We start from the raw sequence: 23,470 nt of genomic DNA, 5'->3' as shown, positions 1-23,470 counted from the left end.
ATGGCCGGCGAGACCCTGATCCCCGGCTTCCGCTTCCCGGAAACAACGCTCTCCCGCGATCCGGCCGCCCAGGCGGAGGCGCTGACGGCCTGCGCCGTCGATCCGGCGGCCTGGGCCGGGCAGACCGAGCCGACCCTGTGGGGCAATGACGGGTTCCGCGCCATGTCGGCGGCCGGGCAGGAGATCGACGGCTACATCCATGTCGAGCAGCGGCTCACCCTGTCCGGCGGCCTGCCCCTGGGCGAGGCGGTGCGGTTCTCCGGCGAGACGGTCTCGAACGAGGAGGTGCCGCGGGGCCGGCGCATCGTCCAGCGTTTCGAGGTCCGACGGGCCGACCGCAGCCTGGCGGTGGTGTCGGAGCATATCCGCCTGCTGCCGGACCTGGAGAAGATGGGCCGGAAGTCGGGGCCGGCCTCCACGCCGGAGCCGGTGCCGGGCACGGTCATCGCCGAGAAGGTGATGCAGCCCCAGGACGTGGTGACCTATTCCAAGTCGGTGGGCAATGAGATCCATTTCGACCCGGAATTCGCCGCGCGATACGGTTACCGCGCGCCGTTGGCCCAGGGGCTGATGACCATGACGTGGATGGCCGCCCATCTGGCCGACCGGCTGCGGGCCGCGCCGATGGCCATCCTGGTCGCCCAGTTCAAGCGGCCGGTGTTCTGGGACGATGCGCTGACCCTTATCTCGGCGACGCCGGCGGACGACCGTCAGGCGCATCTCAGCGCGCTGAACGCCGAGGGCCGGGTGGCCTGCGACCTGCGGATGGAGATCCTGGCTTCAGCGTGAGCCGCGCGGGGTGCCGCCGTCGCGCAGCGCCAGATCCTTCGGCGCCTCTACCCCGGTCAGGTGGGCCATCAGGGTGCCGAAATCGGTCTCGATCTTCAGCGCCACGGGGATCGCCGGGCCGTCCTTCACCGGGCGGGCGACATAGACCACCCGGTCGCGGGCGGTCTTGCTGTACTTGTTGGGATCCTTCCGCTGACCGCCGAGCATGGCGTACTCAACCTGGCAGCTCTTGGCCTCGCCACTGAAGATCGAATAGCTGGTGGGCGGCAGGGTTTCGGTCCCCCGGTCGGTCACCCGCAGGTCGTAGCGCCGGCGGCCGTCATAGACCGCGAACTCGCCGTCGCAGGTGCCGGTCTGGCTCATGGTGCGCGAGAGCTGGGCGATCACGGTCAGCGGGTCGATGGTCCCGATCTCCGCATCTTCCGGCAGGGCGGTGACCTCCTCGGGGTCGGGCGCCGGATCGATGCTGGTCTCGATGACCTCGCCGTCGGGTCCGTAGGTCAGGATCACCGAGCGTTGCTCGTCGCCGCGCCAGCCGAAATTGGTGTGTCGGCCGGGGACGGCGCGGTCCGCGTCGAACCGCCCGGCGGATCGGGTCTCGCCGCGCCAGTCGAAGAACACCTCCAGGATGCCCCGGGTCTGCGCCTTGGCGGTCACCGCGTAGCTGCTGCTGTCCGGGGCGAATTCGGACTCCGCACTCAGGATGTGGAGCCCGCCGAAATAGACCTCGTAGGTCGCGCGCATCGGTCCGGTCGCGGCCAGGGCGGGGGCTGAGGCGGTAAGCAGAAGGGCGGCCAGGGCGAGCTGTTTCACGGGCGTCTCCGGCAACGGTCGTTCACCATGCCCCTGTGAAGATCGGTCGTCGCCGTGCTTCGTCAATATCCCGGCGTCTCTATCTCTTCTCCGCGGGGTCGGAAACGTCGTCCTCCTCCACGGGCGCAGCCCGGGCGTCCCGGCGGACCCAGATTGCCGCCGCGATGATCAGCACCGCGCCCAGCAGGGTGTTGCCCTCCGGCACATGGTCGAAGATCAGGTAGCCGAGGGCGACGGCATAGAGCAGCCGGGTGTATTCCAGCGGCGAAAGGGCCGAGGCCTCGGCACTGCGGTGGGCCCGGATCATCGTCCACTGTGCCGCCCCCATCAGCAGGCAGAGAATGGCGATCAGGCCCCATTGCTCCAGGGTGGGCGTTATCCACCCGGCTGTGCCCGGAATCGCCACCACGGCGAGCACCACGGCCGACTGCCAGATCATCATGGTCGAGGTCCGCTCCACCTGGGCGAGGGTGCGGACCACCAGCATCGTGCCGGCGGTCATGGCGGCGGCGAGCACGGCGAGGATCGCCATCGGATCGACCATGGAGCTGGTGTTCGGGGCGAGCACGACCGCCACGCCGGCGAAGCCCAGGACCATCGCGCCCCAGCGCGTCATCGTCATCTTCTCCTGCAGCAGCAGGCCGCCGAGCAGGACGACGAAAAACACCTTGGTGAAATGCAGGGTTGTGGATTCCGCGAGCGACAGATGCACCACGGCGGTGAAGCCCAGCAGCATCGAGCCGGCCGACAGCAGGCCGCGGAACAGGTTCAGCCCCGGCCGCTCGGCGCGCAGCACGTCGCCGCGGGACTGGACGATGGCTGGCATCAGGATCGCCATCACGCCGAGCTGGCGCAGCAGCAGGAGCTGGGTCGTCGGCAGGTTCTGGCCCAGCCATTTGAACAGGGCCAGCATCACCGCGAAGATCAGGGCGGTGAGCATGTACCAACCGGCGGGGGACACAGCCGGCGCGCGGAAGTCGGAGACCGATGCCACTGGGTCCGCCCTGATCTGGTTGTAGCGCCGTCCTCGTTGTCCCGGGGCGCGAGGGCGAAACCGTGACCGACAGGGAAAGATTATTCAATCGGCAAATGTTTCCCCCATGGGTGGTGGCGGATTGCGCTGTTGTGCGCCGCGGTCGGGGGTCTGAATGTGCGCTCGCCTGACAGGGTGGGAGGCGGGTATCGTTGCCTGCGGTGATCAGCCAGACGATGCGGTGGCCAAGGTGCATGAGACCCCTCTCCTCCGTCTTCCCGGCCTTGCGCCGGGATCCAGAATTGGGGCCGCTGAGGCAGTCGACTTCGTCGTGAGGCGCTCCGGCAAGCGTGGCCCTCGGTCCCGGCGCGAGGCCGGGAAGACATGGAAGTGCGACCTTGGCCCGGGCGCCGTTCGGCATCGCGAGGCTGGCGGCCAATGAGCGCGACAGATCCGCAGACCCGAACCGTCCGATCTTCGCGTCGCCGACACCGCCGCCGCACCCCACCGGGGGCGGCCCCCGGAACGCTTGTGGCGGATCCCGAGGCCCAGGGGTCCACCATCTCGGCCATCGGCTACGGCGACGGACGGTTCTTCGAGCGGCATGACCTGAGCGTCGAGGACGTGAGCGCCCTGAAGGGCACGGCGCGCACCCTGTGGATCGACGTCGCGGGCCTGGCGGATATCTCCCTGATGGAGCGGCTCGGCGCGCTGTTCGGGTTGCACGGGCTGGCGCTGGAGGACGTGATCAACGTCCACCAGCGCCCTAAATTGGAAGAGTACGGCGACCAGCTCTTCATCGTCAGCCGCATGGCGCCCGAGACCCGCGGGGTCGATACGAGGCAGATCGCCATGCTGCTGGGAGCCGGCTTCGTGCTCTCCTTCCGCGACGGCCGCACCGACTGCCTCGGCCTGGTGCGCGACCGGCTGCGCCGCGAGAACGGCAAGATGCGCCAGTACGGCGCCGACTATCTCGCCTACGCCCTGATCGACGCGGTGATCGACGGCTATTTCCCGGCGGTCGAGGCGCTCGGCGAGGATCTGGAGCGGCTGGAGGAGGAGGTGACCCTGCGGCCCCAGGAGGGGCAGATCCACGAGGTCTACCGGATCCGACGCGACCTGCTGGACCTGCGGCGCGCCATCTGGCCCCACCGCGACCTCGTGAACGCCCTGATCCGCGACGACAGCCCGCTGATCGACGGCCATACGCGGGTCTTCCTGCGCGACTGCTACGACCACGTGGCCCAGCTCATGGACATCGTGGAGACCGAGCGCGAGATCGCCTCCAACCTGGTGGACGTCTACCACTCCTGCATGAACGCGCGGCTGAACGACATCATGAAGATGCTGACGCTGATCGCCACGATCTTCATGCCGCTGAGCTTCATTGCCAGCCTCTACGGCATGAACTTCGACCGGGACGTCTCGCCGTGGAACATGCCGGAGCTGGGCTGGCGCTATGGCTATCCCTTCGCGCTCACGCTGATGGCCGTCTGCGGCATCGCCATGCTGGTCTACTTCCTGCGCAAGCACTGGATCAGGACGCCCAGGACCCGCCGGCCGCGCTCCCGGAATTCCTAGCGGTCCGGTCCGCCCCGGACCTGTGCATAACCGGGACGCGCTCCCCCTTATCAGATACTTGAGGAAACCCCCGTTCGGTGGCATGTAACGCGGCGCTGGCGGGGGCCGATCGGAATCCCCCGGTTACGGTCGCGGCCCGCCCGGCAAGGTGCCGTTTGTTGTGTTCGCAGGTCCTTCCATGTCCCATCCCAACAGGCGCGATGTGGTCCAGGGCGCGGGTGCCGCGCTGCTGACCCTTCTCGCAAATCCGCATCTCGCCCAGGCCGCATCCCCCACCCTGTCCTTCGGGCAGCCGTTCGAGTTCGGCTATGAGGCGCTGGTCGACCGCGCCCGCGAGATGGCGGCCTCGCCCTATGCGGCGGCACCGATCCTCGCCCCCGAAGTGATCGAGGCGATCGACTACGATGCCCATGGCAAGCTGCGCTACCGTCCCGACGAGGCGGTCTTCGGCGACGGCTCCGGCAACTATCCGGTCACCTTCTTCCATGTCGGCCGCTACTTTGCGCGCGGCGTGAAGATGCACACCCTGATGGACGGCCATGCCCGGCTGGTGCGCTACAGCCCCGAGCTGTTCGAGATGCCGGACGACAGCGTCGCCAAGCAACTCCCCAGCGATGTCGGCTTCGCCGGCTTCCGCTTCCAGGAGAGCCGGTCGCGTGACGACTGGAAGACCCAGGACTGGCTGGCCTTCCTCGGCGCCAGCTACTGGCGGGCGATCGGCGATCTCGGCCAGTACGGTCTGTCGGCCCGCGGCGTGGCCATCGACAGCGCCACCCCGGGCCCCGAGGAGTTCCCGGAGTTCCGGGAGTTCTACCTGACCCCGGCGGCGCGCAAGGACGATCCGAACACCATCCTCGCCCTGCTGGACGGCCCCGGCATCACCGGCGCCTACCGGATCACCGCGCGCCGCACCAAGGGCGTGGTGATGGAGGTCGAGGCCCGGCTGTTCCTGCGCCGGGACATCGAGCGGCTCGGCATCGCCCCGCTGACCTCCATGTACTGGTACAGCGAGACCAACCCGGACATCAGCAGCGACTGGCGGCCGGAGATCCATGATTCCGACGGCCTGGCGATCTGGACCGGCAGCGGCGAGCGGATCTGGCGCCCGCTGATCAATCCGCGTTTCCCGAACGTCTCCTCCTTCCTGGACGAGAACCCGAAGGGCTTCGGGCTGATGCAGCGCGACCGGAACTTCGAGCATTATCTCGACGGCGTGTACTACGACCGCCGGCCGAGCCTGTGGATCGAGCCGTTGGGCGACTGGGGCCGGGGCTCGGTGCAGCTCATGGAACTGCGCACCGACGACGAGATCCACGACAATATCGGCGCCTTCTGGGTGCCCGAGGGTCCCGCCCGCGCCGGCAACAGCTACACCTTCAAATACCGCCAGTACTGGCAGACCGACATGCCGACGCCGCCCCGTCCGGTCGCGATCTGCGTGTCGACCCGTCTCGGCCATGGCGGCCGTCCCGGCCAGAACCGGGTGGCCGACGCCCGCAAGTTCGTGGTCGAGTTCGACGGCCCCGCGCTGGCGGCGCTGAAGGACGGCGACGAGCCGGAGGCGGTGGTCGAGGCCTCGACCGGCCGGGTGGACGACGCCTTCGTGGAGAAGGTGCCGGGCACCAAGCGGTGGCGGATCATCTTCGACCTGTATCCGGCGATGCCGGAGCCATCGGAGCTCCGCGCCTTCCTGCGCACCGACGCGGGGGCGCTGACCGAGACCTGGCTGTATCGGTACGACCCGTTGCCGCGGTAAAAGGCGGGGTGGAGGAGGGAGGCCACCGCGTTCCCCACCGTCTCCCCGGCCCCGCGCCGGGGCCTAGGGAAACGCTTGCTGGAGCTTTGGGGGGATCTTTCTCTGACGCTCCAGCGGCCCGTTTTCTAGATCCCGGCTCAAGGCCGGGAAGACGCGGTGGGGAGGTCGGGGGCGTCCCCCTATGCCGGCAGGGAGAGCAGCGTGTCGAATGTGCGCCGGTCGCCGAGGACCCGCATGCATTCCACCGGGCGCAGCCAGCCGAGGGCCTCCGCCCGGGTGCGGGCATCCGCGACCTTGGCGGCGGCGGTGAGCATCTCCACGTCGGGATGGCCCCGCTCCGCCAGGAAGTGATCGCCGGCCAGGGCGAAATGCCGATCCGCCGTCTCCGCATCCTCCAGCAAGCGCTCCAGCGACACCCCCGCCAGGTCGGTCTCGGCCGCGTCGCGCTCCGCCCGGGCCGCGGTGACCAGGGCCGGGACCTCGCGCTCCTCCGGGATCACCAGGATGCCGATGGCGGCCAGCTTGCGGCCGAGCCAGGCGCTGCCGCTGCCCCAGGACAGCGGGACCGACAGGATCCAGCCCGCCAATACCGGCGACAGCCAGGCCAGCACCGGCATGGAGAGCGGCGCGATGGCGGCGACCACCACCAGCCCGAGTGCGGTGTGGCCGAGATGGAAGCGCATCGCCTCCCGCAGCCCCATGCCGCCGTCGTCGCGGCGCTGCGGCCCCCAGCCGGAATCCGTGCCGCGCAGGATCGACCAGACGTGACGCGACTGGATCAGCATCATGATCGGCGCGAACAGGGCCGACAGCAGCACCTCCACCACCCAGCCGACCAGCAGCCGGCGGGCGTCGCCGAGAGACTTCACCACCGAGCGGTCGATCATGCCCCGCAGCAGGCCGATGATCTTCGGCACCAGCAGCGCGCCGATGGTGACCGCGAAGAGCAGGATCATCCGCTCGCTGTCGAAGCGCGGCCAGGTGGGGAACAACTGGAAAGCCTCGGTGAAATACCGCGGCCGCAGCAGATAGGACTGCACCGTCAGCCCGACACCGACCAGGATCAGCGCGAACCAGAGCGGTGAGGACAGGTAGCTCATCACGCCGTTCAGCAAGTGCATCCGGCTCGGCCAGCGCAGCCCGCGGGCGGTGATCACCGCCAGGTGCTGGATGTTGCCCTGGGCCCAGCGCCGGTCGCGCATGGCGAAGTCGAGCAGCGAGGGTGGGGAGGATTCCCACGAGCCGCCGATCTCCGGTGCCATCTGCACCGCCCAGCCGGCCCGGCGCAGCAGGGCGGCCTCGACGAAATCGTGGCTCATTATCGTGCCGCCGAACGGCTTGCGGCCCGGCAGCCGGGGCAGACCGCATGCCTGGGCGAAGGCCTGGGTGCGGATGATGGCGTTGTGGCCCCAGAAATTGCCGTCATCGCCCTGCCAGGCGGCCACCCCGCGGGCGACGATCGGGCCGTAGATCCGGCCGGCGAACTGCTGCATGCGGGCGAACAGGCTGTCGCGGCCGATCAGCACCGGCACGGTCTGCACCAGGCCCAGGGCCGGATCGGCGGCCATGCGGTCGCGCAGGGTGACGATCGACTCCGCCGTCATCAGGCTGTCGGCGTCGAGCACCAGCATCGTCTCGTAGCGCCCGCCCCAGCGGGTGACGAAATCGTGGATGTTGCCGGACTTGCGGTCGATGTTGCGGGCCCGGTGGCGGTACCAGACCTTCATCGTGTCGCCGAGCCGCTCCCGCAGCCGGGCCACAGCGGCGGTTTCCACCACCCAGACGGCGGGGTCGGTGGTGTCCGACAGGATGAAGATCTCGAACCCGTCGGCGGCACCGGCCCGCGCCAGGTCCTCGGCGATGGCGGCGAGCGCGCCGGTGGTGGCGGCCGGGTCCTCGTTATAGACCGGCATCACCAGGGCGCAGAGGCCCGGTTGCTCCTGCGGCAGCGATGTCGCGACCTTGCCGCCGGGCTGCAGTGGCGTGAGCAGGCCGGCGAGGGCCGAGGTGGTGGACATGGAGATCCACCAGAAGGTCACCGTGAAGATGCCGACCAGCAGCGCCTGCAGCGCCGTCACTTCGCCGACCGCCACCGCCAGCGCCATCTGCCGGGCGGCGAGGGCGGTCAGCAGCAGCGCGCCGCCGAACACGATCAGCCGGGCGAGGAAGGTCGCCCCCCAGGGCCGGCCGCGGGTGCGGACCTGCGCGCGCACGGTGCGCCGGAAGTTCTGGGTCGGCATGTCGAGCGGCACGCCGGCCGGCGTCGACGGATACGGGGCGGAGGAAGCGGCCGGGTGATCGGCTGGCGCCAGCGGGTCGGTGTCTATGCGCTGGTCCATCGGTACAGCCAAGTCTCGCTCACGGGGCCGGCATCGCCGACCAGAACCACGCGCAATTCAACCAGGGACTCATCGCCCGGGTCCACTTCGAAGCTCACGCGGTAGGAGCCGTCCACCGGATTGGGCTCCGCCATGACGTTGAGGATCACCCCGTTGGACTGGCTGACCTCGGCGCGGGGCATGCGCTCGGCGGCCGGCAGGCCGACAAAGTCGATGACGAAAAGCCGCCGCCGGCCGTCGCCGCCGCGCCCGCCGCGGGTGGCGGCCACGCGGGCCAGGGGGACGTTGTCGGGCGGCGTGCTGCAGTAGTGCAGGCGATAGGAGAGCTCGGTCCGGCTGCCCGGCTCGAACGGGGTGCTCGGCCGCCAGTAGGCGACGATGTTGTCGTTGGTCTCCGCCTCGGTCGGGATCTCGACCAGGATGACGGCGCCCGGGCCCCAGTCGCCGATCGGCTCGACCCAGGTCGACGGCCGCAGGTCGAACCGCGCCTCCAGGTCCTGGAAGTCGGCGAAGCGGCGGTTGCGCTGGACCAGGCCGAAGCCGCGCGGATTGGTGTCCTGGAAGGCGGAGATCTGCAGGCGCGATGGGTTGGCCAGCGGCCGGAAGATCCGCTCGCCGTTGCCGGTCAGCATCTGCAGCCCGTCGGAATTGTGCACGGCGGTGCGGAAGTCGTCGTAGCCGGCGCGCGCCGAGGCGTCGTACAGGAACATGGAGGTCAGCGGCCCGAGCCCGACCTTGGTGAGCTGCCGGCGCGGGAACAGGACCGTGTCCACGTCGATCACGGTGGCCTCGCCCGGACGGATCTGGAACCGGTAGGCGCCGCTGAGGGAGGGGCTGTCCATCAAGGCCAGCACGGTCATGGTGCTGTCGCCCTGCACCGGCTTCATCAGCCAGAAGGCGGTGAAGTCCGGGAACTCCTCGCCCTCGGCATCGGCGGTGTTGAGGGCGAGGCCACGGGCCGAGACGCCGTAGCGCTGGCCGGAGCCGACCCCCCGGAACCGGGTGCCGCCCTGGAACACGGCGAACTCGTCCAGCCGGTCCAGCGCGTTGATCGGATACCGTGCCCGGAAGCCGGTGAAGGCGAGGTCGGCGTCCGGCGCCGGCGGGGTGACCCGGGGCCCGTAGTCGAACATCTCGGGGGCCAGGGCCACCGGGTGGGCGCCGGTCTCGTCCACGTTGTAGATGTCCACCGGCCGCATGAAGCGGAAGCCCGGATGGAACAGGTCGACCTCGAAGCCGAGCCCCTGGCCGACCCACAGGGCATGCTCCCGGCGGAAGCGGATGTCGTGATACTGCTCGTAGGACAGCTCGGCCAGATCGCCCGGTCCGGCCGGCGGCGGAGTGGTGAACTCGCGCTCGGCCAGGACACGGGCCTGCTCGACCACGTCGCCGAAGCCGGTGGGCGGCTCGTCGTCGGCCCAGGCCGCGCGGATCCCGAGACCCTGGGCGCCCGACACGGCGGCGACGCTCCACAGCAGGCCACGCATCACTGAACGGCGGGATCGCCCGCTTGCTGCTTTCACCGGTTCCACGCTCGTTGCCGAATATCTTTGGCGAGTGACAGAGTGTCGGGGAAAAATTGACGGCTGCCGGGTCGATCCGGACCTCCCGCCTTCCCCACCGCGGGACCGCCAAATTTCGGCGTCACATAGCCATGAAAATCCCGCCCGCTCAAGGGGCTACTGCAGGTGTCGCGGCGGTTCGGCCGGCGCGGGCGCGGGTCGCGTCCCGGCTCATGCCGCCTGAGGCTCCCGTTCGTCGCGCTGCCAGCCGCTTTCGGTCCAGATCCGGGTCTCGATCCCGATCTTCCCGTCGGCGTCCACGTCGATCACGTTGAAGGCGTTCGGCTCGCCCCGCAGGCGGGTGGAGATCGTGGTGCCGCCATGCACGACCGTCATGGGATGGTTCGGGTCGGCTCCCGGCAGGGTACGGATGAACGGCAGGTGCAGGTGCCCGGCCAGGACCAGCGTGACCCGGTGGCGGCGGAACAGCGACAGCGCCGCCTTCGCCCGTCGCACCACCCGGTCCTGCAGCCGCGGTTCCGGTGCCAGGAACGGGTGATGGCCGACCACGATCCGCACCCGGCCCTTCGGCAAGGCGGCCAGACGGCGGTCGATGCGGCCGAGCTGGCTGCGGCTGATCTTGCCGTCCGCCCAGTTCAGCCGCCATTGGGCGCGGCGCACGGTGTTGATGCCGACCACGGCGACCCGCTCGCCCACCCAGGTCGGCTCCAGGGCGTCGCCGATGTGCCGGCGCCAGCGTCGGTACGGGTCGGAGAACCGCTCCAGCAGGGAATGGTAATAGGGGATGTCGTGATTGCCGGGCACCACGAAGCAGGGCGGCGACAGCTCCGAGATGAAGGCCGCCGCCTCGGAGAACTCGCTGTTGCGCGCCCGCAGGGTCAGGTCGCCGCTGATGATCACGAGGTCCGGGTCGGCGTTCTCGATCTCCTGGCGCAGGGGATCGATCAGCCGCAGGTCGGTCTTGCCGAAATGCAGATCGGAGAGGTGGACGAGCCGGGTCATGCGATCTCCGCTTGTTTCTCCTTCGGGCGGACGGTGGCCGCTTCCGTCGCCTGCGGCGCGCGGATCACCCGCAGGGCGTGGTGGCGGATGCGGTACTCCACCGGCAGGTCAAGCAGCAGGATCTCGCCGTCGTTCAGCACCCGCACCTGCTTGCGCTCGCTGCGGACGGTCGCCGTCCGGATCCGTTCGGAGGTCAGCTCCGGGTCGGCGCGCCAGCGGCCCACCAGCGCCTTGGCGGTGAGTGTCAGCAGCTTCTGAGGGGAGGGGCTGCGCAGGGCGTAGAGGCCGAGGAAGCCGCTGTCGAGTTCGGTGCGCACGAAGAGCCGGCCCGGCTGGTCCACATAGTCGCCGACCGCGACGGTCAGGTGCCGGGTGCGCAGGGTGACCTCCTTCGGGTCGGTCACCGTCACCTCGATCGCCGGGTCGCGGTCCATGGTCTGGAACAGATGGGCGATCACCCGGGCCCAGCGCACCGGGTTCAGCCGTCCGCGCCAGTGCTCGCGCTGGCGGGCGAGGCGGGAGGCGAAGCCGATCACCGAGCTGCATAGGAACGAGTGACCGTTCACCTCGCCGATATCGATCTCCACCGGCTCGCCCTCGGCCAGCACGGCGACGGCGCCGTTCAGGTCCTGGGGAATGCCGAGGTCCTGGGACAGGTGGTTGAGGGTGCCGCTGGGCAGGATACCCAGGGTCTTCTCGGAGCCTGCCACCCGGCGCGCGGCGGCGTTCACCGTGCCGTCGCCGCCTGCGACGATCACCAGCTCGGCCGGTCGGCCGATCGCCTGATCCACCAGTTCGGCCAGCTCCGACGGATCGCCGGTCAGAAGCTCGACCTCGATGCCGGCGGCGCGGACGCGCTCGGCGATGTCCTGCGGCGTGATCGCGTTGTCCAGAAGGCTGCCGGCCTTCGGGTTCACGATCAGCGTGGCGGTGCGTGGCGGCATCGGGCGTCGAACTCGGAGTTGTGACGGGCTCGCCGACAGAACGCCTCACGCTCCGATCGGTTCCGCCAGGGGCCAGACCGCTGCCGCCGGCCCGCAGGATTTGGGGATGTTTCAAACGTGAATTGACTCTTCGGCCGGGTTCGATTTTAAAAGAACAAAAGTAGAACATTTTAGAAGAGACGCCGGAACGGAGTGGAGAGATGTCCGTAACGCTCCTGCCCATCAGACGGCTGTCGGTGCCGGCGGCACCTCTGTCGAGGGAGGCCGCCGCGCCCCGGCTCGTCCCGCCGCCGCTCGCCAAAGCGGCGCAGCTCGCCGAGGTGTTCGCCGCGTCGCGGGACACGGGCGCGACCGGCTTCGTGCTGGCCCAGGTGCCGGCCGGCCGCCCGGTGGTCTGGGTGCTCGACCGGATGGCGGCCCAGGAGGCGGGCTGGCCCTACGGCCCGGGGCTGCGCGGCTTCGGGGTCGATCCGGACCGGCTGGTGCTGGTCTGCGCCCGGCGGGCGGCCGACGTGCTGTGGTCGATGGAGGAGGCGCTGGGCTGCCGGTCCCTGGGGGCGGTGATCGGCGAGATCTGGGGCATGCCCAAGGCGCTGGACTTCACCGTGACCAAGCGGCTCGCGATCCGGGCCGAGCGAGCCGGGGTGCCGTGCTTCCTGATCCGCTACGCCGCCGAGGAGACCCTGTCGGCGGCGCGGCGGCGCTGGCGGGTGACGAGCCTCGCCTCGGCGCCGCATCCCTACGATCCCCGCGCCCCGGGCGCGCCGCGCTGGCGCACCACCCTGTTCCGGGCGCGGGACACGAAACCTGGTGACTGGGAGGCGGGCTATGACCGACAGGCGCATCGTCTCGATTTTTCTGCCGCAGTTTCCGATCCAGCGCTGGCGCAGGAACCGGAACGCCGGTTTGGAAGCTGAGGCGGAGCCGGCCCTCGTCCTGCTGCGCGACGGCCGGCACGGGCCGGTGATCCACGACCTGACCGACGCGGCGGCCGGCCACGGGCTCGCCGCCGGGATGGGGATCAGCGACGCCCGCACCCTGCTGCCGACCGTCCAAGTCGAACAGGCCGCCCTGGAGGCTGATCAGGCGGAGCTGGTGCGGCTGGCCCGCTGGGCCCTGCGCTGGTGCCCCTGGACCCGCCCCGACGGCGCCGACGGGCTGCTGCTCGACACCACCGGCTCCGGCCATCTGTGGGGTGGGGAGGCAGCAATGCTGGGGGCGATGGTCGCGGCCTTCCAGAAGATCGGGTTCAGCATCCGGGTCGCCGCCGCCCCGACCCTGGGGGCGGCCTGGGCCCTGGCGCGGCATGGCGCCACGTCGCCGGCGATATGCGCGCCGGACGGGGTGTCCCGAGACTTGGCCGGCCTGCCGGTCGCCGCCCTGCGGCTCGACGAGGAGACGGTGACCCTACTGCACCGGCTGGGGCTGAAGACCATCGGCGCGCTACAGGCGGTGTCGCGCACCGCCCTGGTCCGTCGCTTCCGGGAGCGGGCCCCGGTCGAGGCCAATCCCGCCCGCCGACTGGACGAGGCGTTCGGCCGGCTGGCCGAACCGCTGATGCCGGAGATGCCGCCGCCGGCCCCCCGCGCCCTGCGCCAGCTCGTCGAACCGATCCTCGATGTGGACAACGTCACCCAGGTCCTGGCCAACCTGCTGACGGACCTCACGGCGGAGCTGGAGCGGCGCGGCCAGGGCACGCGGCGGCTGCGGCTGACCGGCTACCGGGTCGATGGCGGCACCGCCGCGGTGGAGGCCGCCGCCGCCCAGGCGACCCGCGACCCGGAGCATCTCGCCCGGCTGTTCCGCGACCGGCTGGAGGGACTGGAGGCCGGGTTCGGCTTCGAGGTGATGACCCTCGACGCCCTGGTCGTGGAGGAAATGGAGGATCTGCAATGGGACCTGTCGGGCGGCGACAGTGCCGATCTCGACCTGACGCGGCTGGTCGATCGGCTGACCGCCAAGCTCGGCCGCGAGGCGGTGCTGAGGCCGGTGGAGGTCGCCGGCCACATCCCCGAACGCGCCTCCCAGCTCCGCCCGGCCGATCTGGAGGCGGCCGAGGTCCTGCCCTCGGGGAGCGATGGAAAGTCCCGCCCGGTACGCCTGTTGCGTCCGCCCGAGGCGGCGGACGTGCTCTACGCCGTGCCGGACGGCCCGCCGGCCCGGCTGGTCTGGCGCCGGCAGACCCACCGGGTAGTGCGCAGCGAGGGGCCGGAGCGGATCGCGCCCGAATGGTGGCGCGAGCGCTCCACCACCCGGCTGCGCGACTATTACCGGGTGGAGGATGCCGAGGGCCGGCGCTACTGGATCTACCGCGAGGGCCTGCCCGGGGACGGGCGGGGCGGGGCGCCGCGCTGGTTCGTCCACGGCCTCGACGCGTGAGGGGCGGGGCCATGCGCGCACCCTTCGTCGAACTCGGGACGGCCTCGAACTTCTCGTTCCTGCAGGGGGCGTCCCACGCCCATGAGCTGGTCGAGGGGGCGGCCACCCTCGGCTACGACGCGCTCGGCCTCGCCGACGTGAACACCCTGGCCGGCGTGGTGCGCTTCCATGTGGCGGCCGAGGAGTGCGGCATCCGCCCGCTGATCGGCTGCCGCCTGGAGCTGCTGGATGCGCCGTCGCTCTACGCCTATCCCAAGAGCCGGGCCGGGTACGGCCGGCTCTGCCGCCTGCTCTCCACCGGCAAGATGCAGGACGCCGACGGCAACTGGCAGCGCAAGGGAGCGTGCGACCTGAGCCTGGCCCTGGTCGCCGAGACCCTGGGGCCTGAAAAAGACCCGCTGCTGATCGCGGTGCCGGGGGAGGACCTGGACGCCTTCGCCGCCGACCTGCCGCGTCTGGCGGAGGTCCTGCCCGGCCTCGGCCATGTCGCCGCCAGCCATCTCTACCGGGGCGACGACCGGGCGCGGATCAACCGGCTGGACGGCCTGGCGCGGGAGCAGGGCTTGCGGATCATGGCGACCAACGACGTGCGCTACCATGCCCCGGCCCGCCGGCCGCTGCAGGACGTCATGACCTGCATCCGCGAGAAGGTGACGATCTTCACCGCCGGCGACCGGCTGCACCCCAACGGCGAGCGCCACCTGAAGAGCCCACAGGAGATGCGGCGGCTGTTCGCCGACTGGCCCGACGCCATCGACCAGAGCCGCCTGATCGCCGATGCCTGCCGCTTCTCCTTGGTCGAGCTGCGCTACGAATACCCGCAGGAGACCGTGCCCGAGGGCCGCACCCCCGACGAACACCTGGCGATCCTGACCTGGGCCGGCGCGAACAACCGCTATCCAAGGGGCATCCCGGAGGGGGTGCGCAAGACCCTGGAGAAGGAGCTGGCGATGATCGCCAAGCTCGACATCGCCCGCTACTTCCTGACCATCGACGAGATCGTCGCCTATGCCAAGGGCGAGAACATCCTGTGCCAGGGCCGCGGCTCGGCGGCGAACAGTGCGGTGTGCTACTGCCTCGGCATCACCGCCGTCGACCCGGCCCAGCACGAGCTGCTGTTCGAGCGCTTCATCTCCGAGGAGCGCAGGGAGCCGCCCGATATCGACGTGGATTTCGAACACGAGCGGCGCGAGGAGGTGATCCAGCACATCTACCGGCGCTACGGCCGCGACCGCGCCGGGCTCTGCGCCACCGTGATCCATTACCGCCCGCGGCTGGCGGTGCGCGAGGTCGGCAAGGCCATGGGCCTGTCGGAGGACGTGACGGCGGCACTCGCCCGCACCGTCTGGGGCTCCTGGGGCAATGGCGTGGACGAGGTGCGGGTGCGCGAGGCGGGCCTGGACCCGACCGACCCGCATCTGCGCCGCACCCTGATGCTGGCCGGCGAGCTGATGGGCATGCCGCGCCACCTGTCCCAGCATGTGGGCGGCTTCATCCTGACCGACAGCCCGCTGATCGAGACGGTGCCGGTGGGCAACGGGGCGATGGCCGACCGCAGTTTCATCGAATGGGACAAGGACGATATCGACGCCCTGCGCATGATGAAGATCGATGTGCTGGCGCTGGGCATGCTGACCTGCATCCGCAAGGGCCTCGCCCTGATCGAGGCGCATTACGGCATGGCCTATACCCTGGCGACCGTCCCGCAGGAGGACCGGCCGGTCTATGACATGCTGTGCCGGGGCGACTCCCTGGGCGTGTTCCAGGTCGAGAGCCGGGCGCAGATGAACATGCTGCCGCGCCTGAAGCCGCGCTGCTTCTACGACCTGGTGGTGGAGGTGGCGATCGTGCGCCCCGGCCCGATCCAGGGCGACATGGTGCATCCCTATCTGCGCCGCCGGCAGGGCCGCGAGCAGGAGACCTATCCCTCGCCCGGCCCCGAGCACGATCCGGACGAGTTGCGCAACATCCTCAAGCGCACCCTGGGCGTGCCGATCTTCCAGGAGCAGGCGATGAAGATCGCCATGGTCGCCGCCCGGTTCTCGCCGGTGGAGGCCAACCAGCTCCGCAAGGCGATGGCCACCTTCCGCTCCCGCGGCCAGGTCAGCGCCCACAAGGAGAAGATGGTCGGCCGGATGATCGAGCGCGGCTACGACCCGGGTTTCGCCGAGCGCTGCTTCAGCCAGATCGAGGGGTTCGGCGAATACGGCTTCCCCGAGAGCCACGCCGCCAGCTTCGCCCTGTTGGTCTATGTCTCGAGCTGGATGAAGTGCCACTACCCGGCGGCCTTCGCGGCGGCGCTGCTGAATTCCCAGCCGATGGGCTTTTACGCCCCGGCCCAGATCGTGCGCGACGCCCGCGAGCATGGGGTCACCGTGCTGCCGGTCGACGTGAACTACAGCGACTGGGACAACACGCTGGAGCCGATGGCGCGCCAGAGGCAGGGGCGGGGCCAGGGGAAGGGACACCGGCTCGGTCCGCCGGATTACGCCCTGCGCCTCGGCCTGCGCCAGGTGGAGGGGCTATCCCAGGAAGATGCGGCCCGGCTGATGGACCGGCGCAGCACGCCCTATGACAGCCTGGACGACTTGCACGACCGCGCCGGGGTGTCGGGACGGGGCATCCGGCTGCTGGCCTCGGCCGACGCCTTCCGCTCGCTCGGCCGTGACCGGCGGGCCGCCCTGTGGGACGCGCGGGCGATCCGCGACGCCCCCGACCTGCCGCTGTTCACCCAGGGCGGGGTGGAGCAGGAGGGGCCGGACGTCGCCGTCACCCTGCCGGCGATGCCGCTGAGCGAGCATGTGGTGGTCGACTACCAGACCACCCGCCTGTCCCTGAAGGCGCATCCCATGAGCTTCCTGCGCGACCGCTATGCCGGGCTCGGCTTCCGCCGCACGGCCGATCTGGAGAAGGCCCGGTTCGGCCAGCGGGTCCGGGTCGCCGGGGTGGTGCTGATCCGCCAGCGGCCGGGCAGTGCCAAGGGGGTGGTCTTCGTCACCCTGGAGGACGAGAGCGGCATCGCCAACCTGGTGGTCTGGCCCGACGCACTGGAAGCCTACCGTCCGATCGTGATGGGCTCCCGGCTGATGGCGGTGACCGGCCGGGTGCAGGTGACCGAGACGGTGATCCACGTGGTGGCGGAGCATCTGGAGGACCACACGGCCCTGCTCGACACCCTGTCTAACGGCAGTCCGGACATGGCGCTCGACCCGCCGCTCGCCCGCGCCGACGAGGTGGCCCGCCCGATCCCGTCTGCTCCGGCCCGGCATCCACGCAATGTGCGGATTCTGCCGAAGTCGCGGGATTTCCATTGAGGGAGCTCATATTGAAATGTGCGCCTAATCGACGTACAATTCTGATGATAAATGCGGCAAACCCGCGCCCCATATCCGGGAGGCTGTGATGGCGGCCTATGACGATGAGACCCAGGCAAAAGACGAACGACGCACCGCGCGGATGAACTTCCGCACCCAGCCGCGCGTCAAGGAAGCGATCCAGCGGGCCGCCGCCATTTCCGGTGTCGATGACTCGGTCTTCGCGATGAACGCGGCCTATCGGGCGGCGCTGGACACAATCCAGGCGCATGAGCGCACCGTTCTGACCCAAGCGGACCGCAAGGCGTTCCTCGACGCGCTCGATGCGCCGGCAGAGCCGACACAAGCGCTGAAGGAGGCGTTCGCGCGCCACCGGAAGACCGTCGTCGCGACGTGACCGGCGAGCTTCCTGACCCGGCGTATACGACCGAGCCTCTCGATCCGCTGAAACACGATCGCGAGGCGTTCTCCTGCGGCGTCGAGCAGGTCGACAACTTCTTTAAGCGAACGGCCAACAAGCTCGGCAAGGCGGACAATGCGCGGGTCTTCGTCCTGACCGGCGGCGAAGGCCGGGTTCTCGGGTTCTACGCGCTCAACAGCCATGACGTCGATGTCGGCGACCTGCCGAAATCCTACAAGCGAACGGCGCCAAACAGCGGTCTGATCCCGGCCGCCTATCTGTCGATGATCGGCGTCGACCGACGGTATGTGGGTCACGGGCTGGGCGGGTCGCTGTTGATCGACGCGCTGATGCGGATCGAGCGGGCCTCGCGCGAGGTCGGGATCGCGGTGGTGGTGCTCGACATTCTCGACTGCGGCGATCCGCAGATGGTCGAGAGACGGAAGCGGCTCTATGCCGGGTATGGCTTCCAGCCTTTTCCGTCCATGCCGCTGCGCATGTTCCTGCCGATGAAGGTTGTCCGTGCGCTCCTGGCGGCGGAAGAGGCGGCGACGGATTAGCTGAAATCGGTGGTGCCGGCAGCAGGACTTGAACCCGCGGCCCTCTGATTACAAATCAGATGCTCTACCAGCTGAGCTATGCCGGCACGCCTGCGTTTCTGCGCAGTTCGGACGCCGTCGTCAAGTCCGACGTCGAACCCCGCCCGCCTCACGCGTGCGGGTGTTCGCGGACCCAGTGTTCGGCGATCTCCTGGCGGCGGGTGACCCAGATGCCGCCCTTCTCCTGTACATAGTCCAGCAGCTTCGCCAGACCGGCCGCCCGCGAGGGGTGGCCGATCAGGCGCAGGTGCAGCCCGCAGGACATCATCCGCGGGCTGGTCGCCCCTTCCTCCCACAGCATGTCGATCGCGTCCTTCACGAAGCGGAAGTAGTCGTCGCCGGTGGGGAAATGGTTGCGGGAGAACTTGCTGTCGTTGGTCGCCAGCGAATAGGGCACCACCAGATGCGGCTGGCCGGCCACCTCGGTCCAGTACGGCAGCTCGTCGGCATAGCTGTCGCTGTCGTAGAGGAAGCAGCCATGCTCGACCACCAGCCGGCGGGTGTGGACGCTCGGGCCGTGGCGGCAGTACCAGCCGGCCGGCTTCGCGCCGGTGGTGCGCTCCAGGCTCTCCACCGCGCGGGCGATGTGCTCGCGCTCCTCGGCCTCGCTGAGCTGGAAATGGTTCACCCAGCGCCAGCCGTGGCAGCAGATGTCCCAGCCGCTCTCGCGGATCGCGGCGGCCGCCTCGTCGTTGCGTTCAAGCGCGAGGGCGCAAGCGTTGACCGTCAGCGGCAGGTTGCGCTCGGTGAACAGCCGGTGCAGCCGCCAGAAGCCGACACGGGTGCCGTACTCATACATGGACTCCGCGGCCAGGTCCCGGGAGCCGGGGCCGTTCGGGCTGTCCGGCGAGTCGGTCAGGCTGCTCTCGGAGAAGCCGTCGCCGTCGGGGATCGAGTATTCCGACCCCTCCTCGTAGTTCATGACGAAATTGATCGCCAGCCGGGCGCCGCCGGGCCAGTTGGCATGGGGCGGGGTGCGGCCGTAGCCGACCATGTCGCGGTCGAGATGCGGCTGCAGATTGGGGTCGCCCCCGGTCGTGGAACTCAAACGATCCTCGCTTCGGCCAGTTTGCGCTGTAGGTCGCGCAGACGGGACGCACGTTCGCCCTTTTGCTCGGCGCCGTCCAGGTAGCTGTCGAGGAAATCGGGCCGCTTCATGAGCTGCTGGGCGGCGGCCCGGGCGCGGTCGGCATTCTCGCCCTCGGTGAAGGCGCCCTCGCGGCACAGGTCGACCACCCGCAGCAGCCGCTCGGCGGCCGAGCCGGTGCCGTCGTTCAGCTTCTCCAGCAGGCGGGAGCGGTCGAGCAGGGCGGTCTGGGCCTGTTCCACCTGGCGGGTCATGCGGCCCTTGGGCCGCTCGCCGAGCTGGGAGTTCTTCAGCGCCCGGTGCAGCGCGCCCATGGCCTTGATCTGCTGGCGCACCGACAGATCCTCCGGGACCAGCTTGGTCTCGATCTGCGGCTGGCCCATCAGGTCGGCGATATACTGTTCCAGATACGCGCGAGCCGCGTCGCCGAAGACCTTGGTGTGTAGCGAGATCGCCCGCATCACCCGCTCGCCGGCGCTGCGCGTGCCCTGCATCAGCAGGTCGATGGTCTGGTCCGACAGGGCGCGGGCCAGCCGGCGCTCCAACGCCCCCTGGGTGACCTCGCCGCCGATCAGTTCGCCCTTCAAGGTCAGGGTCTCGCGCAGCTCGACCACGAACAGGATCTCGTCGGAGAGCGCCTTGCTCGTCATCTTGTCGGGCCCCGCCACCAGGCGGACGATGTGGCCGGCCAGGGTGGCGCGGCTGTCGGGCATCGGCGCCCGGGTCATCAGCTTGTAGAACGGCACCGCCAGCACCGCCTTGGGCGGCGCGTCCGTCGGCCGGGCGGTCTCGGTCACCAGGGCCAGCAGGCAGGCGATCTGCTCGCCGGCATTGGGCTGCTCGCCGATGATGTCCTTGAGAACGTCCACCGGGCGCAGCAGCTCGCCCAGGAACCGGTCCATGCAGCCGAGCGCCTCCGGCGTGGTGGCGCTGGCCGCACTCTTCACCAAGGTGTCGATCTTGTCGGCCCAGGTCTTCTTCTCGGCCAGGCCGGCGGCGGTCGAGCACAGGATCCGGAAGATATAGGCCGAGTCGCCTTCCTGGTCGCGGCGGGCCAGCAGGGCGCCGGCGGTCTCCGGCGTCATCGGTTCCGGCTCGACGGCGGCGACCTCCTCGGCCATCGCGGCCTTGCCCTGGTCGAGGATGTCCCAAAGCCGACGGATACGTTCACTGACCGGCACGCTCATGCCGCGCACCTGCCAGCTCGCCGCCTTCTGCACCGCCTGCATGGCGCTGGTGCCGCTGTTCATCAGGTCGGACTGGTGGCGTGGGCTGTACAGCAGTTCGATCGCCGTCAGCTTGCGCGGGCCCAGATACGCGGCGGCGGCGCGGGTGATCACCTCCCGGGCGTCGGCGGTGAACAAGTCCGCGGCTTCCTCGCAGACGGCGGCCTTGGCGACCTCGATGTCCTCGCGCGGCGTGAACGCCATGATGATCGGGACTCCTGCACGTGAAACTTCCGGGCGGGATCCGCCGTGCGGATCAGTGTGGGTATATCGCCGGAAAGCTTTGATATTAAGTTAACCGACCTTGCGTCCGGGCGCGACAGCGGCGTGATGCAGGGCGATCGCCGCGGCGGCGGAGACGTTCAGCGAGCGGATCGGCGCCCTGGTCGGCAGATGGACAAGCTGATCGCAGGTCTCGCGGGTGAGCCGCCGCAGGCCGTCGCCCTCCGCCCCCATCACCAGGGCGGCCCGGCCGGACAGGTCCAGGCTGTCGAGCGCCACCTCTCCCTCCTCGGCCAGCCCGACGCACCAGAAGCCGGCCTCCTGGATGCTGCGCAGGGCGCGGGCCAGGTTCGTCACCCGCACCAGCGGCGTGACGTCCAGGGCGCCCGAGGCGGTCTTGGCCACCACGGCGGTCACCTGTGGGGTGTGCCGGTCCTGCACGATCACCGCGTCGGCGCCGAAGGCGGCGGCCGACCGCAGTACCGCGCCGAGATTGTGCGGGTCGGTCACCTGGTCGAGCACCATCAGCAGCGCCTGCGGGCCGGCGGCGTCCAGCACGTCCTCCAGAGCGGTATCGGGGAGCGGATCGACCCGGGCGACCAGCCCCTGATGCACCGCCCCCTCGCCGACCAGGCCCGCGATCTCCTCCGCCGTCGCGGTCCGGGGCTCGGGCAGGGCCCGGCGGCGATCCTCGGGTAGGGCGGCCAGGGCCTCGGCCAGCTCCGCCGCGGTCTCGGCACTGCCGATCAGCGCGCGGATGCTGCGCCGGGGATTGCTCAGGGCGGCCATCACCGCGTGGCGGCCGAACAGCACCGTCGGGTCGTAGGATGCACGCTCGCCGTCGCGAGCGGAGGCTGCGGGGGCGCCGGCGGAGCGGTCTCGGCCGGGCGCCTGGGTTTTCGCGGGCCGGCTGGGGCGTCCGCCATATTTTCGTTTCGCCATGGCTATGCTACGGTTTTCCTCAGTTGGGAGACGACGTTCCGCCTGGTTTACCGGCGCGGTCATTTTTTGTCGTGTTCGTCGTTGACAAACGGTCGCGAATTAACATAGTTCGCACTCCCTCAGGAACGGGGCTTGCCGAAAGCGAGATTGCGATCCGATCCGATGGTGGGGTGGCCGAGTGGTTAAAGGCAGCAGACTGTAAATCTGCCCGCGTACGCGTACGTAGGTTCGAATCCTACCCCCACCACCACTCGCTGAACGGATCGCGACCGACCGACAAGGCCTTGAACAGAGGTTAGTTTTTTCCGGCATCTCCTGGATGCCTCCACGATGCAGCCGACGGGAACGACGAGATGGCCAAGGAGAAATTCGCGCGGACAAAGCCGCACTGCAACATCGGCACGATCGGTCACGTCGACCACGGTAAGACGACGCTGACGGCGGCGATCACGAAGACGCTTGCGGAGACCGGTGGTGCGACGTTCATGGCGTATGACGCCATCGACAAGGCGCCGGAAGAGAAGGCGCGCGGCATCACGATCTCGACGGCGCATGTTGAGTACGAGACGGCGAACCGTCACTACGCGCATGTGGACTGCCCGGGCCACGCCGACTACGTGAAGAACATGATCACGGGTGCCGCGCAGATGGACGGCGCGATCCTGGTGGTGTCGGCGGCCGACGGCCCGATGCCGCAGACCCGCGAGCACATCCTTCTGGCCCGCCAAGTCGGCGTTCCGGCGCTGGTGGTGTTCATGAACAAGGTCGACCAGGTCGACGACGAGGAGCTGCTGGAGCTGGTCGAGCTCGAGATCCGCGAGCTGCTGTCGTCCTACGAGTTCCCGGGCGACGACATTCCGATCACCAAGGGTTCGGCGCTGGCCGCGCTTGAGGACAGCAACGAGGAGATCGGCAAGAAGGCGATCCTCGCGCTGATGGAGACGGTCGACTCGTACATTCCGACGCCGGAGCGTCCGAAGGACCAGCCGTTCCTGATGCCGATCGAGGACGTGTTCTCGATCTCGGGCCGCGGCACGGTGGTGACCGGCCGTATCGAGCGCGGCATCGTGAAGGTGGGCGAGGAAATCGAGATCGTCGGCATCAAGGCGACGACGAAGACGACCTGCACCGGCGTTGAGATGTTCCGCAAGCTGCTGGACCAGGGCGAGGCGGGCGACAACGTGGGCGTCCTGCTGCGCGGCACCAAGCGCGAGGACGTGGAGCGCGGTCAGGTTCTGGCGAAGCCGGGCACGATCACGCCGCACACGAAGTTCAAGGCGGAAGCCTACATCCTGACGAAGGAAGAGGGTGGCCGTCACACGCCGTTCTTCACCAACTACCGGCCGCAGTTCTACTTCCGCACGACGGACGTGACCGGGACGGTGACGCTGCCGGAAGGCACGGAGATGGTGATGCCGGGCGACAACATCGCCATGGACGTGGAGTTGATCGCGCCGATCGCCATGGACGAGGGCCTGCGCTTCGCCATCCGCGAGGGTGGGCGCACCGTCGGCGCCGGCGTCGTGTCCAAGATCACCGAGTAATCGGAGATCGCCGAGTAGGTAGAGGCGTGAAAGCGCC

The 23,470-nt window shown here is 69.6% G+C and carries 18 protein-coding genes and 2 tRNA genes; 10 read left to right on the top strand and 10 right to left on the bottom strand.

The window, feature by feature from the left end; genetic code table 11:
- Complete coding sequence (locus tag ACOQOP_RS13005; protein WP_420562231.1) at nucleotides 1–789, top strand: MaoC family dehydratase; 789 nt, start codon at nucleotides 1–3, stop codon at nucleotides 787–789.
- Here the strand turns inward: ACOQOP_RS13005 and ACOQOP_RS13000 are convergent.
- Nucleotides 781–1,602, bottom strand: a complete 822-nt coding sequence (locus ACOQOP_RS13000; protein WP_420562230.1) for a DUF3108 domain-containing protein — start codon at nucleotides 1,600–1,602, stop codon at nucleotides 781–783. The two genes, ACOQOP_RS13005 and ACOQOP_RS13000, sit on opposite strands and share 9 nt — an antisense overlap.
- Before the next feature lie 79 nt (nucleotides 1,603–1,681).
- Nucleotides 1,682–2,596 (bottom strand): DMT family transporter, encoded by a 915-nt coding sequence (locus ACOQOP_RS12995; protein ID WP_420562229.1) that lies wholly within the window; start codon nucleotides 2,594–2,596, stop codon nucleotides 1,682–1,684.
- A gap of 510 nt (nucleotides 2,597–3,106) precedes the next feature.
- Here ACOQOP_RS12995 and corA point away from each other — a divergent pair.
- Complete coding sequence (corA, locus tag ACOQOP_RS12990) at nucleotides 3,107–4,156, top strand: magnesium/cobalt transporter CorA (RefSeq protein WP_420562228.1); 1,050 nt, start codon at nucleotides 3,107–3,109, stop codon at nucleotides 4,154–4,156.
- A 178-nt stretch (nucleotides 4,157–4,334) separates the two neighbouring features.
- The gene (locus ACOQOP_RS12985) at nucleotides 4,335–5,912 is read left to right on the top strand and encodes a glucan biosynthesis protein (RefSeq protein ID WP_420562227.1); all 1,578 of its coding nucleotides are present in this window, start codon (nucleotides 4,335–4,337) and stop codon (nucleotides 5,910–5,912) included.
- A gap of 179 nt (nucleotides 5,913–6,091) precedes the next feature.
- Here ACOQOP_RS12985 and mdoH read toward each other — a convergent pair whose 3' ends face one another.
- The 4 genes from mdoH to ACOQOP_RS12965 all read right to left on the bottom strand — a co-directional run bounded on the left by mdoH (nucleotide 6,092) and on the right by ACOQOP_RS12965 (nucleotide 11,720).
- Nucleotides 6,092–8,263: a glucans biosynthesis glucosyltransferase MdoH gene (gene mdoH / locus ACOQOP_RS12980; protein ID WP_420562226.1), complete on the bottom strand. Its 2,172-nt coding sequence runs from the start codon at nucleotides 8,261–8,263 to the stop codon at nucleotides 6,092–6,094.
- Nucleotides 8,236–9,738 carry a glucan biosynthesis protein gene (locus ACOQOP_RS12975; protein ID WP_420562225.1) on the bottom strand — a complete coding sequence of 501 codons (1,503 nt, stop codon included), beginning with the start codon at nucleotides 9,736–9,738 and terminating at the stop codon, nucleotides 8,236–8,238. The genes mdoH and ACOQOP_RS12975 overlap by 28 nt, the downstream gene beginning before the upstream one ends.
- Before the next feature lie 246 nt (nucleotides 9,739–9,984).
- A complete protein-coding gene (locus tag ACOQOP_RS12970) occupies nucleotides 9,985–10,776 on the bottom strand; it encodes a metallophosphoesterase family protein (protein ID WP_420562224.1) in 792 nt (263 codons plus the stop codon).
- Nucleotides 10,773–11,720 (bottom strand): diacylglycerol/lipid kinase family protein, encoded by a 948-nt coding sequence (locus tag ACOQOP_RS12965; RefSeq protein WP_420562223.1) that lies wholly within the window; start codon nucleotides 11,718–11,720, stop codon nucleotides 10,773–10,775. The genes ACOQOP_RS12970 and ACOQOP_RS12965 overlap by 4 nt, the downstream gene beginning before the upstream one ends.
- Nucleotides 11,721–11,920: 200 nt before the next feature.
- Between ACOQOP_RS12965 and ACOQOP_RS12960 the strand changes: the two genes are divergently transcribed.
- The 5 genes from ACOQOP_RS12960 to ACOQOP_RS12940 all read left to right on the top strand — a co-directional run bounded on the left by ACOQOP_RS12960 (nucleotide 11,921) and on the right by ACOQOP_RS12940 (nucleotide 18,373).
- Nucleotides 11,921–12,637, top strand: coding sequence for an ImuA family protein (locus ACOQOP_RS12960; RefSeq protein WP_420562222.1), 717 nt, complete (start codon nucleotides 11,921–11,923; stop codon nucleotides 12,635–12,637).
- Nucleotides 12,549–14,099 (top strand): Y-family DNA polymerase, encoded by a 1,551-nt coding sequence (locus ACOQOP_RS12955; protein ID WP_420562221.1) that lies wholly within the window; start codon nucleotides 12,549–12,551, stop codon nucleotides 14,097–14,099. Before ACOQOP_RS12960 ends, ACOQOP_RS12955 begins: the two co-directional genes overlap by 89 nt.
- Before the next feature lie 11 nt (nucleotides 14,100–14,110).
- A complete protein-coding gene (locus ACOQOP_RS12950; RefSeq protein ID WP_420562220.1) occupies nucleotides 14,111–17,413 on the top strand; it encodes an error-prone DNA polymerase in 3,303 nt (1,100 codons plus the stop codon).
- Nucleotides 17,414–17,501: 88 nt separating this feature from the next.
- Nucleotides 17,502–17,810, top strand: coding sequence for a DUF1778 domain-containing protein (locus ACOQOP_RS12945; protein ID WP_420562219.1), 309 nt, complete (start codon nucleotides 17,502–17,504; stop codon nucleotides 17,808–17,810).
- Nucleotides 17,807–18,373: a GNAT family N-acetyltransferase gene (locus ACOQOP_RS12940; RefSeq protein WP_420562218.1), complete on the top strand. Its 567-nt coding sequence runs from the start codon at nucleotides 17,807–17,809 to the stop codon at nucleotides 18,371–18,373. Before ACOQOP_RS12945 ends, ACOQOP_RS12940 begins: the two co-directional genes overlap by 4 nt.
- Nucleotides 18,374–18,383: 10 nt before the next feature.
- On the opposite strand, the gene ACOQOP_RS12935 is transcribed toward ACOQOP_RS12940, so the two are convergent.
- From ACOQOP_RS12935 to rlmB, 4 genes are all read right to left on the bottom strand, one after another.
- Nucleotides 18,384–18,459, bottom strand: a tRNA-Thr gene (locus ACOQOP_RS12935).
- Nucleotides 18,460–18,521: 62 nt separating this feature from the next.
- Nucleotides 18,522–19,460, bottom strand: coding sequence for an allantoinase PuuE (locus ACOQOP_RS12930; protein ID WP_420562217.1), 939 nt, complete (start codon nucleotides 19,458–19,460; stop codon nucleotides 18,522–18,524).
- Nucleotides 19,457–20,929, bottom strand: coding sequence for a hypothetical protein (locus tag ACOQOP_RS12925; protein WP_420562216.1), 1,473 nt, complete (start codon nucleotides 20,927–20,929; stop codon nucleotides 19,457–19,459). Before ACOQOP_RS12925 ends, ACOQOP_RS12930 begins: the two co-directional genes overlap by 4 nt.
- Before the next feature lie 90 nt (nucleotides 20,930–21,019).
- Nucleotides 21,020–21,889, bottom strand: a complete 870-nt coding sequence (gene rlmB, locus ACOQOP_RS12920) for a 23S rRNA (guanosine(2251)-2'-O)-methyltransferase RlmB (protein WP_420562215.1) — start codon at nucleotides 21,887–21,889, stop codon at nucleotides 21,020–21,022.
- Nucleotides 21,890–22,053: 164 nt separating this feature from the next.
- Here rlmB and ACOQOP_RS12915 point away from each other — a divergent pair.
- Both ACOQOP_RS12915 and tuf read left to right on the top strand, forming a co-directional pair.
- Nucleotides 22,054–22,139 (top strand) — tRNA-Tyr (locus tag ACOQOP_RS12915).
- Nucleotides 22,140–22,242: 103 nt separating this feature from the next.
- Nucleotides 22,243–23,433, top strand: a complete 1,191-nt coding sequence (tuf, locus tag ACOQOP_RS12910; protein ID WP_420562205.1) for an elongation factor Tu — start codon at nucleotides 22,243–22,245, stop codon at nucleotides 23,431–23,433.
- Nucleotides 23,434–23,470 lie beyond the last annotated feature (37 nt).

The sequence above is a fragment of the Thalassobaculum sp. genome (genome assembly GCF_965223715.1).
GTDB lineage: Bacteria > Pseudomonadota > Alphaproteobacteria > Thalassobaculales > Thalassobaculaceae > Thalassobaculum.
This window is presented reverse-complemented; position numbering and strand designations above follow the sequence as displayed.